Annotated in this window: 14 protein-coding genes; 8 read left to right on the plus strand and 6 right to left on the minus strand. The window is 73.7% G+C overall.

Features of this window, described 5'->3' with window-relative positions:
• Positions 1-4: 4 nt before the first annotated feature.
• Genes AFB00_RS24415 through AFB00_RS24435 form a run of 5 tightly spaced genes read right to left on the minus strand, consistent with a single transcriptional unit; the run spans position 5 to position 4,869 of the window.
• Positions 5-1,198 carry a CaiB/BaiF CoA transferase family protein gene (locus AFB00_RS24415; protein ID WP_068799129.1) on the minus strand — a complete coding sequence of 398 codons (1,194 nt, stop codon included), beginning with the start codon at positions 1,196-1,198 and terminating at the stop codon, positions 5-7.
• A complete protein-coding gene (locus tag AFB00_RS24420) occupies positions 1,195-2,307 on the minus strand; it encodes a CapA family protein (RefSeq protein ID WP_068799130.1) in 1,113 nt (370 codons plus the stop codon). The genes AFB00_RS24415 and AFB00_RS24420 overlap by 4 nt, the downstream gene beginning before the upstream one ends.
• Entirely contained in the window at positions 2,304-3,077 is a 774-nt protein-coding gene (locus AFB00_RS24425) for an amino acid ABC transporter ATP-binding protein (RefSeq protein ID WP_068799131.1), read from the minus strand. Before AFB00_RS24425 ends, AFB00_RS24420 begins: the two co-directional genes overlap by 4 nt.
• Entirely contained in the window at positions 3,074-3,949 is an 876-nt protein-coding gene (locus AFB00_RS24430; protein WP_068799132.1) for an amino acid ABC transporter permease, read from the minus strand. Before AFB00_RS24430 ends, AFB00_RS24425 begins: the two co-directional genes overlap by 4 nt.
• A complete protein-coding gene (locus AFB00_RS24435; protein ID WP_068799133.1) occupies positions 3,946-4,869 on the minus strand; it encodes a transporter substrate-binding domain-containing protein in 924 nt (307 codons plus the stop codon). Before AFB00_RS24435 ends, AFB00_RS24430 begins: the two co-directional genes overlap by 4 nt.
• A 150-nt stretch (positions 4,870-5,019) precedes the next feature.
• Between AFB00_RS24435 and AFB00_RS24440 the strand changes: the two genes are divergently transcribed.
• From AFB00_RS24440 to AFB00_RS24475, 8 genes are all read left to right on the plus strand, one after another.
• On the plus strand, positions 5,020-5,988 hold the full coding sequence (locus tag AFB00_RS24440; protein ID WP_068799134.1) for a PaaX family transcriptional regulator: 969 nt from the start codon (positions 5,020-5,022) through the stop codon (positions 5,986-5,988).
• Between the two features lie 93 nt (positions 5,989-6,081).
• Positions 6,082-7,536, plus strand: a complete 1,455-nt coding sequence (locus tag AFB00_RS24445; RefSeq protein ID WP_068800616.1) for an aldehyde dehydrogenase family protein — start codon at positions 6,082-6,084, stop codon at positions 7,534-7,536.
• Between the two features lie 23 nt (positions 7,537-7,559).
• Complete coding sequence (locus tag AFB00_RS24450) at positions 7,560-8,381, plus strand: p-hydroxycinnamoyl CoA hydratase/lyase (RefSeq protein WP_068799135.1); 822 nt, start codon at positions 7,560-7,562, stop codon at positions 8,379-8,381.
• Position 8,382: 1 nt separating this feature from the next.
• Positions 8,383-9,858, plus strand: a complete 1,476-nt coding sequence (locus AFB00_RS24455) for an acyl-CoA synthetase (protein ID WP_068799136.1) — start codon at positions 8,383-8,385, stop codon at positions 9,856-9,858.
• Positions 9,859-9,887: 29 nt separating this feature from the next.
• Entirely contained in the window at positions 9,888-10,313 is a 426-nt protein-coding gene (locus tag AFB00_RS24460) for a MarR family winged helix-turn-helix transcriptional regulator (protein ID WP_083275796.1), read from the plus strand.
• 2 nt (positions 10,314-10,315) lie between these two features.
• On the plus strand, positions 10,316-11,173 hold the full coding sequence (locus tag AFB00_RS24465) for an amidohydrolase family protein (RefSeq protein ID WP_068799138.1): 858 nt from the start codon (positions 10,316-10,318) through the stop codon (positions 11,171-11,173).
• Between the two features lie 3 nt (positions 11,174-11,176).
• On the plus strand, positions 11,177-11,926 hold the full coding sequence (locus tag AFB00_RS24470) for an IclR family transcriptional regulator (RefSeq protein WP_068799139.1): 750 nt from the start codon (positions 11,177-11,179) through the stop codon (positions 11,924-11,926).
• A gap of 45 nt (positions 11,927-11,971) precedes the next feature.
• Entirely contained in the window at positions 11,972-13,138 is a 1,167-nt protein-coding gene (locus AFB00_RS24475; protein ID WP_068799140.1) for a 4-hydroxybenzoate 3-monooxygenase, read from the plus strand.
• A gap of 7 nt (positions 13,139-13,145) precedes the next feature.
• Here AFB00_RS24475 and AFB00_RS24480 read toward each other — a convergent pair whose 3' ends face one another.
• Positions 13,146-14,024: a LysR family transcriptional regulator gene (locus tag AFB00_RS24480; protein WP_068799141.1), complete on the minus strand. Its 879-nt coding sequence runs from the start codon at positions 14,022-14,024 to the stop codon at positions 13,146-13,148.
• Positions 14,025-14,077 lie beyond the last annotated feature (53 nt).

Consider the following 14,077-nt stretch of genomic DNA (forward strand, 5'->3'; position numbering starts at 1 on the left):
GGCTTTAGCCGAGCAGCTCGCGGTACACGTGGTCGTTGTGCTCGCCCAGCGCGGGCGGCGGCGCGTCGAGCCCGACCGACGAGCCGGAGAAGACGATCGGCACCCCGGTCGCGGACAGGTCCGCGACGGCGCCGTGCACCGGGTGCGCGATCGGGACGACCTCGCGGCGGTCGCGCACCAGCGGGTCCCGCACCGCCTGGCGCGGGTCGCGAACCTGCGCCGCGGGCACCCCGAACTCGGCCAGCCGGTCGACGATCTCGGTGGCCGATCGGGTCGCGCACCAGTCGCCGATCAGCGCGTGCAGCTCGTCCGCGCGTCGTACGCGCTCGTCGCGGGTGGCGAAGCGGGCGTCGTCGACGAGGTCGTCGCGGTCCATCGCCCGCAGCACCCCGGCGGCGAACGCGTCGGTGGGCGCGCACAGCGCGATGTGCCCGTCGGCGGCGGCCAGGATCCCGAACGGCGCCAGGCGCGGCACCATCGAGCCGGTCCGCTGCGGCAGCCCGACGGCGTCGAACGCGTCGAACGGCTCGCAGGCGACCAGCGATGTGAGCGCCCCCAGCATCGAGACGTCGACGTGCTGGCCCTCGCCGGTGGTCTCGGCCTGCAGCAGTGCCGACACCGTCCCGACGACCGCGAACAGCGGCGCGAGCAGGTCACCGACCGGCAGCCCGAACCGGACCGGGTCGCCGTCCGGCTCGCCGGCCGTCATCATCACGCCGGACAGCGCCTGGATGATCGAGTCCATGGCCTTGCCCGAGCCGGGCCCGCCCTGCGCGCCGAACCCGCTGATCGAGGTGTAGACCAGCCGCGGGTTGATCTCGCGGACCGACGCGTAGTCGATCCCGAGCCGCTGCGTGACGCCGGGGGAGTAGTTCTCCACCACCACGTCCGCGTCCCGGACGAGATCGGCGAAGACCTCGCGCGCCCGCGGGTCCTTCAGGTTCAGCGTGACCGACTGCTTGCCCCGGCCGCGGACCAGCATGGAGACCGACATGTCGTCGTCGTGCCGGCGGGCCAGCGCGAGACCGTCCCGCCCGAGGTAGGGCGCGTTGTTGCGGGAGGTGTCCCCGCCGGTGCCGGGGTTCTCCACCTTGATCACGGTCGCGCCCAGCCCGGCCAGCAGCAGGGTGGCGTACGGACCGGCCAGCGCGGTGGTCAGGTCGATGACGGTGCGGCCGGCGAGCGGCTGGTCGGTCACGAGATCTCCTCGATGAGCACCCGGTCGCCGCGGCGGACGAGGGTGGCGTTCAGCCCGGCGCGGGCGGTGATGTCCTGGACGTAGCCGACGACGGGTGAGTCCGGTCCCTGCGGTACCGGGCGTCCGGCGTCGTCGATCCGGCACGGCACGATCCCCGCGTCGACCAGCCCGTCCCGGTCGAACGTGCAGGTGGCGACGACGGTGTCCCGGCTCTCGGGGTGGAACGGGTAGTAGGGCATGTCCGGGTCGGGGGCGAAGCCGTAGAGCTCCTGGCGCCGCGCGGCCCAGGCCGCCCGCTCGGGACTGTCCGTGGCCACGGTGAGCGCCCGGGTCACGGTCACGAAGTTCCCGAGGCCGTGGAAGATCGGCCGGCCGCGCCACACCTCGATCCCGCGCATGATGTGCGCGTGGTGACCGAAGACGGCGTCCGCCCCGGCGTCGATCGCGGCGCGGGCGACCGGCGACTCGTACATCGCCACCGCGGCGGGGGTGTGCCCGACGCCCTTGTGCAGCCCGACGAGCACGACGTCGGCCTCGGCGCGCAGCGCGGCGACGTCGGCGGCCATGGCGGCGAGCGAGTCCGGATCGGCGAACGTGTAGATCGTTGGCGGGCCGCCCGGGCTCGCGTGGTCCAGCTCGTAGTGGGTGAGCACGTGCACGTAGGCGCAGCCGGCCTTGCGCGAGGTCGCCCAGGACTCCCGGGGACCGACGCAGTTGTAGGACAGCACCCCGATCCGCAGCCCGTCGCGCTCGACGACCGCCGGTGTGCGGGCCTCGGTGAGGTCGGCGCCGGCTCCGGCCGGGACCAGCCCGGCCGCCCGGGCGTGGGTGACCGTGTCGGTCACGCCGGTCTCGCCGGCGTCGGCGATGTGGTTGCCGGCCAGGGTCACCACGTCGAAGCCGGCTCCGGTGAGCGCGGTCAGGGCGGCCGGGTCCGCCGGCGGGGCGGGGACGTCCGTGCTGACCTGCACGGTGGTCGTCGAGTGCGGGACCTCGACGTGGCCGATCGTCACGTCGGCCGCCCGCAGCACCGGCGCCGACGGGACGAGGAAGGACGCCGGGTCCGGCTCGTCGAGGATCAGGTCCCCGACGGACGCGATCGTGATCATGCGGTCACCTCACGGGCGTGGCGGGACAGGAACGCGTGCAGCCGTGGGCTCGCTGGGTTCCCGAAGATCTCCGCGGGGGTGCCGGTCTCCACGATCCGCCCGGACTCCATGAACACGACGCGGTCGGCGACCTCGCGGGCGAAGGCCATCTCGTGGGTCACGACGATCATGGTCAGACCCTCGGCCGCCAGCCCGCGCAGGACGCTGAGCACCTCCTCGACGAGCTCGGGATCGAGTGCCGAGGTGGGCTTGTCGAACAGCATGATCCGCGGCCGGGTCGCCAGCGCGCGGGCGATCGCGACCCGTTGCTGCTGGCCGCCGGAGAGCTGTCGCGGGTAGTGGTCCACCCGGTCCCCGAGCCCGACGCGCTCCAGCAGCGACCGTGCCGTCTCCTCCGCCTGCCCCCGCGAGCGGCCGTGCACCCGGCGCGGCGCCTCGGTGACGTTGCGCAGGGCGGTGAAGTGCGGGAAGAGGTTGAACTGCTGGAACACCATGCCGATCCGCCTGCGCTGGGCGGCCGTCCCGCGCGGGGACAGCGGGCGCAGGCCGCCCCGGTGCTCCTCGTGGCCGAGCAGCTCGCCGTCGAGGTACATCGCCCCGCCGTCGATCGCCTCCAGCTGGTGCACGCAGCGGGCGAGGGTGGACTTGCCGGACCCGGACGGCCCGATCACCACGACGACCTCGCCCTCGGCGACGTCGAGGTCGACCGCGTCGAGCGCGGTGTGCGGGCCGAAGCGCTTGGTCAGCGCCCGGAGTTCGAGAACGCTCATGAGTCGCTCCGCAGGTGCCCGCGCGCGAAGTGGCGTTCCAGGCGGCGCTGCCCGAGCGTCAGCAGGGTGACGACGGTCAGGTACCAGAAGCAGGCCACGATCAGCATCGGGACGATCTCGTAGGTCTGGTTGTAGATGACCTGCACGGAGTGCAGCAGGTCGTTCATCGCGATCACCGAGACGAGCGCGGTGCCCTTCAGGACGCTGATGAACTGGCTCCCGGCCGGCGGGATGATCGTCCGCATCGCCTGCGGGAGCACGATCCGGAAGAACGTCTGGACGGGCGTGAAGCCCATCGCCGATGCGGCCTCGCGCTGGCCCTGGTTGACGCCGAGGACACCGGCCCGGATGATCTCCGCCAGGTACGCGGACTCGACCAGCGACAACCCGATGACCGCCGCGGACAATGGTGTGATCACGGAGTTCGTGTCCCACCACAGCAGCGTCGGACCGAACGGGATGCCGATCGACAGCCGCGGCAGCAGGTAGGCCAGGTTGAACCAGAAGATCAGCTGGACCAGCGGCGGGATCCCGCGGAACACGCCGACGTAGGCGGTGGCGGCCCAGCGCAGCGGCCCGAGGTCGGACAGCTGCGCGGCGGCGAGCAGCCCGCCGACGACGGAGCCGATCGCCATGGCGCACACCGCCAGCAGCACCGTCGTGCCCAGTCCCTGCAGGACCGAGGGATGGACGAGGTTGGCGGCGACGACGTCCCACTGGAAGCGCTCGTTGGTGATCAGGAACGCCACGAGCTGCGCGCCGACGAGCAGGAGCAGCACGCCCACGACCCAGCGCCCCGGCCGGAACCGGGCGTGGGCGGTCGCGACGTCGTGCGTCGTGCCGGTGTCGGTGCCGGGTGCGGTCACGGTCATGCCGGCGTCCCCGCGTTGTACTCGGGCGCGGGCACCGTGACGTCGCTCAGGCCCCACTTCTGCATGATCTCGGCGTACCTCCCGCTGGCGAACAGCTCCTCGAACGCGGCCTGCAGTGCCGGGCCGAGGCCGCTGGACTTCGGCACGTAGAGCGCGAGCTTGTCGGCGGTCGCGCCCTGTTCCTCGGTCTGCGTCACCGAGGTGTAGGTGTCGGCCTGCTGGCTGGTGACGTCGATCGCGGCGGCCTGGGTCATCCCGGCGGCCTCGGCGCGCCCGGACTGCACGGCCAGCAGCGTCGCGTTGGTGTCGGCGAGCCCGATCGACTCGATGGTTCCCTTGCCGGTCCGCTCGCAGTAGGCCGACAGGTTCGCCAGCTGCTGCTCGACGACGCTGGCCGTGACGATCGCGACCCGCTCGCCGCAGAGCTGGTCGGTCGCGGTGACCGGCGCACCCGCCGGGATCACGTAGGACGTGCGGGTGGTCATCCAGGTGATCGTGTCGAACTGCTTCTCGCGTTCGGCGGTGACCTTGACCGGGCCGTTGAAGGCGTCGTAGCGGTTCGCGAGCATGCCCTGCAGCGCGGCGGGCAGGCTGTCGACGACCACCGTCTCGGTCCGGACCCCCAGCACCTCGCCCAGCGCGGCCTGGAAGTCGGCGTCGATGCCGGTGATGGAGCCGTCGGGGGCGACGGTCCGGTAGGGCGGGTGCGAGTCGCCCGCGAACCGGATCACCCCGGCCTGCCCGATCGCGTCCGGGAGGGTGTCGTGGAGGGCGGACGCCCCGGCCGGGGCGGGGGTGTCCGCGGAGGTGGCCGAGTCGGGGTCGCCCACGTTGGCGCCGCAGCCGCTCAGCAGGAGGGCCGTGAGGCCGATGACGGCGACCGCGAGGCGGCGCGCGCCGGTGACGGGATGGTGGCGCATGGCGGGTGGCTCCCTGCGTTGGGTCGTGCCAGGCGTGAGGCGTCGGGATCAGAACGATCATTGCCGACGACGATGGCGACGAGCGTCGCAGAAGATGTCGCCTAAAGCAACACCGGCGTCGCCCGTAGGCTGCGCCCCGGAGGTGGGACCGTGTCCGACGACGGGCGAGCACGCGCCGAACCGCAGCTGCTGCTGACCTCGCTGCTGGGCGACTTCTGGTACTGGCGCGACGAGCACATCCCCTCCGCCGCACTCGTCCGGCTGCTGGCCGAGTTCGGGATCGGCCAGGAGAACGCCCGGGCCGCGATGCGCCGGCTCGCCGCGAAGGGACTGCTTACCTCGTCGCGGTCCGGCCGCACCACCGCCTACGGGATCCCGCCGCGGAGCAGTGACGTGATCATCGAGCGGGCCCATCACATGCTCGCCTTCGCCGCCGAGCCCCCGGAGTGGGACGGCCGCTGGACGCTCGTCGCGTTCTCGGTGCCGGAGGACGCCCGGGAGGTTCGTACCGCGTTCCGCTCCCGGCTGCGGCTGCTCGGCCTCGCCCCGCTCTACGACGGCCTGTGGGTCTCGCCCCGGGTGCTGGGCGACGAGGTGCTCGTCCTGGCCGGGGAGCTGGGGGTCGACCGGGTCACCGTGCTGCGGGCCGACGAGCTGCCCGGTGGTGCTCCGCTGTCGGCGGCGTTCGACCTCGCACCGCTGGCCGCGGAGTACGCCGGCTTCGTCGCGCGGTACACACCGCTGCGGGACGGGCTGACGGCCGGGCGGATCGGGCCGGCCGAGGCCCTGCGCACCCGGACCGAGCTGCGGATCGACTGGCGCCGGTTCCCGGAGCGCGACCCCGATCTGCCGGCCGCGCTGCTGCCCGTGGACTGGTGCCGCACCGAGGCGCAGCGGTTGTTCCAGGACATCTACGACCGCCTCGGCCCGCTCGCCGAGCAGCGCTTCCGGGAGGTGCTGGCCGAGTCCCACCCGGATCTCGCGGAGCTGGCCGCGCACCACGACAGCGTGCGGATCGAGCAGCTCCACGCCGGGCTGGGCGAACGCAGACCCGGTGGTGGCAGTCCCTTCGAGCGGGCGCTCGCCGCGCGCAGGGCCGCGGAGATCCGTCGCTCCTGATCGTCAGGATTCCTTACGCTGATCGAGTGAACCGGCTTGCTGCAACGGCGCGGTGCCGCCACATTCATCAAGAAACCTGATGAAGGAGTGCACGTGGCTTTCCTCGATCCCACGACCTGGCAGGACCGGGTGCTGGCCGGTGGCTGGACACCGGGCGGTGCGGGCACCCGCGAGGTCCACGAGCCCGCCACCGGTGCGGTGCTGGGCTCGGTCGGGCTGGCCGACGCCGCCGACGTCGCCGCGGCGGCCGGCCGGGCCGCCGCGGCCGGTCGCGAGTGGGCCGCCCGTCCGCACGCCGAGCGCGCCGCGGTGCTGCGCCGGGCCGCCGACCTGCTGACCGCACACGCCGGCGAGATCGGCGACTGGCTGGTCCGTGAGTCGGGCTCGGTACGGCTCAAGGCCGGGATCGAGATCGAGGGCTCGGCGGGGGAGTGCACGCAGGCCGCGGCGCTGGCGTCGGCGCCCTACGGCGAGCTGCTGCCGGACGCCGGGCGGATCAGCCTGGAGCGGCGGGTGCCGGTCGGCACGGTCGGGGTGATCTCGCCGTTCAACTTCCCGCTGCTGCTGTCGATGCGCTCCGTCGCCCCGGCACTCGCGCTCGGCAACGCGGTGATCGTGAAGCCGGACCCGCGCACCGCCGTCTGCGGCGGTGTCGTCATCGGGCGGGTGTTCGAGGAGGCCGGGCTCCCGGCCGGGGTGCTCCAGGTGCTCCCGGGCGGGGCGGAGGCCGGTGCCGCGCTGGTCGACGACCCCGGGGTGCCGGTCGTGTCCTTCACCGGGTCGACCCGGGCCGGGCGCGCGATCGGGGCCAGGGCCGGGGAGCTGCTCAAGCGGGCGCACCTGGAGCTGGGCGGCAACAGCGCGCTGATCGTGTGCGCCGACGCCGACCTCGACGCCGCGGCCTCCTGCGGGGCGTTCGGCTCGTTCCTGCACCAGGGCCAGATCTGCATGGCGACCGGGCGCCACCTCGTGCACCGCTCGCGCTACGACCGCTACGTCGAGCTGCTGGCCGGCAAGGCGGAGCAGCTGCCGGTCGGCGACCCGTACACCGCCGAGGTCGCGCTCGGCCCGATCATCGACGGCGGCCAGCTCGCGAAGGTGCAGGACCTGGTGGACCGCAGCGTCGCCGCCGGCGCCCGGCTGGTCGCCGGCGGTACGGCGCGGGGCCCGTTCTTCGCGCCGACCGTGCTGGCCGACTGCGACCCGTCCGTCCCGGCGTACGCCGAGGAGGTGTTCGGCCCGGTCGCCTGCGTGCGCCCGTTCGACACCCTCGACGAGGCCGCGGCCCTGGCCTCCGAGGGCGAGTACGGCCTGTCCCTCGGGGTGCTCACCGCCGACCCCGCGGCCGGGCTCGCACTGGCTGACCGCATCCCGTCCGGTCTCGTGCACATCAACGACCAGACCGTCAACGACGACCCGTCGGCCCCGTTCGGCGGGGTCGGGGCGTCGGGTGTCGGCCGGGTCGGCGGCGCCCGCGCCAACCTCGAGGCCTTCACCGAGACCCAGTGGGTCACCGTGCGCGCCGAGTCCGCGCGCTACCCGTTCTGACCACTTCCCCGAAAGGACACGCCATGCCGGAGAACACCGTTCTCGTCGAGTTCGACGAGGGCATCGCCTGGGTCACGCTCAACCGCCCCGACAAGCGGAACGCGATGAACCCCACCCTGAACGACGAGATGGTCCGCACCCTCGACGAGCTGGAGGCCGACCCCCGCTGCTCGGTGCTCGTGCTGACCGGCGCGGGTGACGCGTTCTCCGCCGGGATGGACCTCAAGGAGTACTTCCGCGAGGTCGACGAGTCCGGCGACCCGGCCCTGCAGGTCCGGGTGCGGCGGGCCAGCGCCGAGTGGCAGTGGAAGCGCCTGGCGAACTGGTCGAAGCCGACGATCGCGATGGTCAACGGCTGGTGCTTCGGCGGTGCCTTCACCCCGCTCGTCGCCTGCGACCTGGCCATCACCGACGAGCAGGCGCAGTACGGCCTGTCGGAGATCAACTGGGGGATCCCGCCCGGCGGCGTGGTGTCCCGGGCGCTCGCCGCCACGGTCAGCCAGCGCGACGCGCTCTACTTCATCATGACCGGCGAGTCCTTCGACGGCCGCCGCGCGGCCGAGATGCGCCTGGTCAACGAGGCGGTACCGGCCCAGCGGCTGCGCGAGCGCACCCGGGAGCTCGCGCTCAAGCTGGCGTCGATGAACCCGGTCGTGCTGCGCGCGGCGAAGGTGGGCTACAAGCTCGCCCAGGAGATGCCCTGGGAGCAGGCCGAGGACTACCTCTACGCCAAGCTGGAGCAGTCCCAGTTCCTCGACGCGGAGCGGGGCCGGCAGAAGGGGCTGTCGCAGTTCCTCGACGACAAGACCTACCGCCCCGGCCTCTCCGCCTACACCCACGACTGACGTGCGCGACGCCGGACTGGGCTCGTGGCCCGCGCGCCGTGCCCGGATGACGCCGGGCCGGACCGCGCTGGTGCACGGCTCGACCTCGATCACCTACGCCGGGCTCGCGGCCCGCACGGCCGGGCTGGCGTCGGTGCTGCGCGAACGCGGCGTGCGCCGGGGGGACCGGGTCGGCTACCTGGGCCCGAACCACCCGGCGTACCTGGAGACGCTGTTCGCCACGGCGTCGCTGGGGGCGGTGTTCGTGCCGCTCAACGCCCGCCTCGCGCCGCCCGAGCTGGCGTTCGTCCTCGGCGACGCCGGGGTCTCGGTGCTCGTGCACGCCCCGGGCACCCAGATCCCGGACGGCGTGCTCACCGCGGTCGGGGGACTGCGGGAGCAGCTGGTGGCCGGTGAGCTGCCGGCGGGCCCCGCCGAGGCCGCCGACGAGCCCGTCACGCTCGAGGACCCCTGCCTGATCATGTACACCTCCGGCTCGACCGGGCGGCCCAAGGGCGCCGTGCTGACCCACGGCAACCTCACCTGGAACTGTGTCAACGTGCTGGTGGAGAGCGACGTGACCGGCGACCAGGTCGCGCTGGTCGCGGCCCCGCTGTTCCACGCGGCCGCGCTGGGCATGACCTGCCTGCCCACCCTGCTCAAGGGCGGGACCTGCGTCCTGGAGGAGTCGTTCGATCCCGCCCGCACCCTGGAGCTGATCCCCCGGCACGGGATCACCACGCTGTTCGGGGTCCCCGCGATGTACGACGCGATCGCCGCCCAGCCGGGTTTCGCGACGGCGGACCTGTCGTCGCTGCGCACCCTGCTGTGCGGCGGCTCGCCGGTGCCGGAACCGACGATCCGCCGGTACCTGGACCGGGGCTGCGTGTTCGTGCAGGGCTACGGGATGACCGAGGCGTCGCCCGGGGTGCTGATCCTGGCCCCGGAGTCCGCGCACGCCAAGGCCGGCAGCGCCGGGGTGCCGTCGTTCTTCACCGACGTGCGGATCGCGGGGCCGGACGGGGACCCGGTCCCGCCGGGGGAGCGCGGCGAGATCCTGGTCCGGGGCCCGAACGTCACGCCGGGCTACTGGAACCGGCCCGAGGCCACCGACGAGGCGCTGGCGGGCGGCTGGCTGCACTCCGGTGACGTCGCGGTCATGGACCCGGACGGGTTCGTCACCGTGGTGGACCGGATCAAGGACATGATCATCTCCGGCGGGGAGAACATCTACCCGGCCGAGGTGGAGTCCGTGCTGGCGGCGCATCCGGCCGTCGCGGAGTGCACCGTGGTCGGCACTCCGGACGAGCGCTGGGGCGAGGTCGGGCGGGCGGTCGTCGTCGTGCGGTCCCCGGTCACCGCCGCGGAGCTGATCTCCTTCCTGCGGGAACGCCTCGCCGGGTACAAGGTGCCCAAGCACGTCGAGTTCACCGACGCGCTGCCGCGGACCGGGTCGGGGAAGGTGCGCAAGGCCGCGGTGCGGGAGCGGTACGCGTGAGTGCTCCGGCGGTGCGGCAGGATCCCGGTGTGGCGGAAGAACCCCTGACGCTGTACCTGGTCAAACGCCTGGAGCTGGCGATCCGGGCCCGGATGGACGACGCGCTGCGCCCGCACGGCCTCTCGACGCTGCAGTTCACCGCGCTCACCGCGCTGCGCGCCCGGGGCGGGCTGTCGTCCGCGCAGCTCGCCCGGCGGTCCTTCGTCACCCCGCAGACCATGAACGAGATGGTGCGCTGGCTCGAACGCCACGGGCACATCGCCCGGCACCGCGATCCCGACAACCGCCGCGTCCTGCTGCTGAGCCTGACCGACGCCGGCCGCACGCTCCTGGAGCGTTGCGACCCGCTCGTCGAACGGATCGAGGCGGAGATGCTCGACGCCGTGCCCACGGTGCAGCACGCGCTGTTCCGGCAGAGCCTGGAGCTCGGGTACGGCGCGCTCGCCGAGGAGTGACCATGGACCTGGACTCCGTCGTGGCCGTCGACGTGCACACCCACGTCGAGCAGGACGGCCACGGCTGCTTCGCGCTGGACGAGGAGCTGCTCGACGCCTCGGCCGCCTACTTCCGGGCCGGTCAGGACCGGACGCCGACGGTGGCCGACATCGCCGAGCACTACCGCGCCCGGAAGATGATGGCCGTGGTGTTCACCGTCGACGCCACCTCCGGCACCGGGCACCCGGCGCTGTCGTCGGAGGAGATCCTCGACGCCGCCGCCGGGTACCCGGACGTGCTGGTCCCGTTCGGCTCGGTGGACCCGCACGGCGACCCGGTCCCGGCGGTGCGCCGGCTCGCCGCCCGCGGCGCCCGGGGCTTCAAGTTCCACCCGTCGCTGCAGGCGTTCGAGCCGAACGACCCGGCCTACTACCCGATCTACCAGGCGATCTCCGACGCGGGGGTGCCCGCGCTGTTCCACACGGGCCAGACCGGGATCGGGGCCGGGCTGCCGGGCGGGCACGGGATCAAGCTGCGGTACTCGAACCCGATGCTGCTCGACGACGTCGCCGCGGACTTCCCCGACCTCACGATCGTCATGGCCCACCCGAGCGTGCCGTGGCAGGACGAGGCGATCTCGATCGCCACCCACAAGGCCAACGTGTTCGTCGACCTGTCGGGCTGGCGGCCGAAGTACTTCCCGCCGCAGCTCGTGCGCGCGGCGGACACCGTGCTGCGGCACAAGGTGCTCTTCGGCTCGGACTTCCCGGTGATCACCCCGGACCGCTGGCTGGCCGACTTCGCCGAGCTGGACCTGCGCGACGAGGTGCGCCCGCTGATCCTGAAGGACAACGCCGTCCGGGTGCTCGGGCTGGTGTGAGCGGTGCCCGGCAACCTGTCCACCCCGGGAGCGAGCGTCACCTCCCGGGTGTTCGCCCTGCTCGGGGCGTTCGACGCCGAGCACCGGTCGATGCCGGTCAGCGTGCTGGCCCGGCGGGCGGGGGTGCCGCTGGCGACCGCGCACCGGCTCGTCACGGAGCTGGTCGCGCTCGGTGGGCTGGAACGCCGCGGCGACGAGTACGTCATCGGGCGGCGGCTGTGGGACCTCGGCCTGCTGGCGCCGGTGCAGGCCGAGCTACGCCACGTCGCGGCCCCGTTCCTGCAGGACCTCTTCGCCGCCGCGCACGCGACCGTGCACCTCGCCGAGCGGGCCGGGCACGAGGTGCTCTACCTGGACCGGCTGTCCGGGCGGGCCGACGTCCCGGTCCTCAGCCGGGTCGGGGGCCGGCTCCCGCTGCACGCCACCGGGGTCGGGAAGGTGCTGCTCGCACACGCCCCGGCCGACGTGCGCCGCGCGGTGCTCGCCGACCTGCCCCGGCTCACCCCCTACACCCTGACCCGGCCGGCGCTGCTGGCCGAACAGCTGGAGCGGGTGCGCCGGGACGGGTTCGCCCGCACCGTCGACGAGATGAGCGTCGGCGCCTGCTCGGTCGCCGTCCCGGTGCGGCGCCGGGGCGAGGTCGTCGCCGCGCTCGGGCTGGTCCTGCCCGACCTGCGGCGGGGACACGCGAGCCCGGTGGCGGCCCTGACGGTGGCGGCCGCCGGGATCGGGCGCTCCCTTTCCGCTCAGTGAGAGCGCGCGCTGGATCGCGGTGCGTCCGGCGGCCACGCTCGTGGCATGCGTACCGAGGTCGCCATCGTCGGCGCCGGCCCGGCCGGTCTCCTGCTCTCCCACCTGCTCGACCGTGCCGGTGTCGAGTCCGTCGTCGTCGAGACCCGCTCCCGGCAGTACGTGGAGTCCCGGATCCGGGCCGGGATCCTGGAGCAGTCCACGGTGGACCTGCTGCGGTCGGTGGGGCTGGGGGAACGACTGGACTCCGAGGGTGACGTGCACCGCGGCATCCACCTGCAGTGGCCGGGCCGGCGCCACCACCTCGACTTCCAGGACCTGGTCGGCCGCAGCGTGACCGTGTACGGGCAGACCGAGGTGACCAAGGACCTCGGCCGGGCTCGGGAGGCGGCCGGTCAGCACATCGTCTACGAGGTCTCCGGCACCGCGGTGCACGACATCGGGACCGACCGGCCGTCGGTCACGTACACGAAGGACGGCCGCACCGAGCGGCTGGAGGCCGCCGTCGTCGTCGGGTGCGACGGGTCGTTCGGGCCGAGCCGGGCGGCCGTCCCGGAGCCGCGGACGTGGGAGCGGACCTACCCGTACTCCTGGCTCGGCATCCTCGCCGACGTGGCGCCGTCGACCGACGAGCTGATCTACGCCTGGCACCCGGACGGCTTCGCGCTGCACTCCATGCGGTCGGCCGCGGTGTCCCGGCTCTACCTGCAGGTCCCGAACGGCACCGATCCGGGGACCTGGTCCGACGACCGGATCTGGGACGCCCTGGCCGCCCGGCTGGGGCACGGACACGACGGCTGGAGCCTGACCCCCGGCCCGATCACCGAGAAGTCGGTGCTGCCGATGCGCTCCTTCGTCCAGCAGCCGATGCGGCACGGGCGGCTGTTCCTGGCCGGGGACGCGGCACACATCGTGCCGCCCACCGGGGCGAAGGGGCTCAACCTCGCGGTGGCCGACGTCGCGCTGCTCGCGCCGGCGCTGGCCGCACTGCTCCGGCGCGGGGACACCACGCCGGCCGACGGGTACTCCGAGACCGCGCTGCGGCGGGTCTGGCGCTGCACCCACTTCTCCTGGTCGATGACGACGATGCTGCACACCTCCTCCGACCCGTTCGACGACCGGCTGCAGCGCTCCCAGCTGGAGTGGATCGCGGCGAGCACCGCGGCCGCGACCGGGCTCGCCGAGAACTACGCCGGCCTGCCGATCGGCTTCTGAACCCCGGTCATCCCACGACGGCCCCGATGAGGTCCGCGACCCGGACGACGGCCGGGCCCGGGTCCGGTGGGTGCACGAGCACCAGGGGCACGTGCACCGGGTCGGCCAGCGGGACGAAGGCGACCCCGTCCAGGCGCAACGCCGTGACCGAGGCGGGGACCAGGCCGAAGCCGAGCCCGGCGGCCACCGACACGACGAGCGTCCCGGTCTCGCCCACCTCCACGATCTCGGGGTCGAGGCCGGCCCGCCGGCAGACGTCGACGGTCAGCGGCTGCATGGTCGAGCGGCGCCCGGACGGGTGGGTGACCAGGGGCGTCCCGGCGAGGCCGGCCAGCTCGACCACCTCGGCCCCGGCCCGCGGGTGCCCGGCGGGCAGGACGGCCATCAGCGGTTCCTCCCGCAGCACCCGCACGTGGAGATCGTCCGGGAGCACCGGACCCGGCCGGACGACGGCGATGTCGAGGTCCCCGGAGCGGACGGCGTCGAGCAGGAACGGGCCGAGCAGCTCGCCGCGCAGGTCGAGGTCGAGATCGGGGAGCTCGGCCCGGACCCGCTGGGACACCCGCGGCAACACGTCGTAGGTGGCGGTGCCGACGAACCCGGCCCGGACCCGGCCCGCCCGGCCGGTGGCGAGCAGGGCGAGATCGGCCGCCGTCCGGTCCACGGCGCGCAGGATCTCGGTGGCCCGCTCCTGCAGCAGGCGACCGGCCCCGGTCAGCTCGGCCCGCCGGGTGGACCGGTCCAGCAGCCGGACCCCGGTCTCCTGTTCCAGCTGGCGCAGCTGCTGGGACAGGGCAGGCTGGGCGATGTGCAGGCGGGCCGCCGCCCGGCCGAAGTGGCGCTCCTCGGCGAGGACGACGAACGACCGGAGATGGCGCAGCTCCACGACGGTGAGTATATGCATGCTGCTTATGAATCGGTCGCGTATGAGTATTGGAC

Origin of the sequence: Pseudonocardia sp. HH130630-07, from assembly GCF_001698125.1 — a bacterium.
Classification (GTDB): Bacteria; Actinomycetota; Actinomycetes; order Mycobacteriales; family Pseudonocardiaceae; genus Pseudonocardia.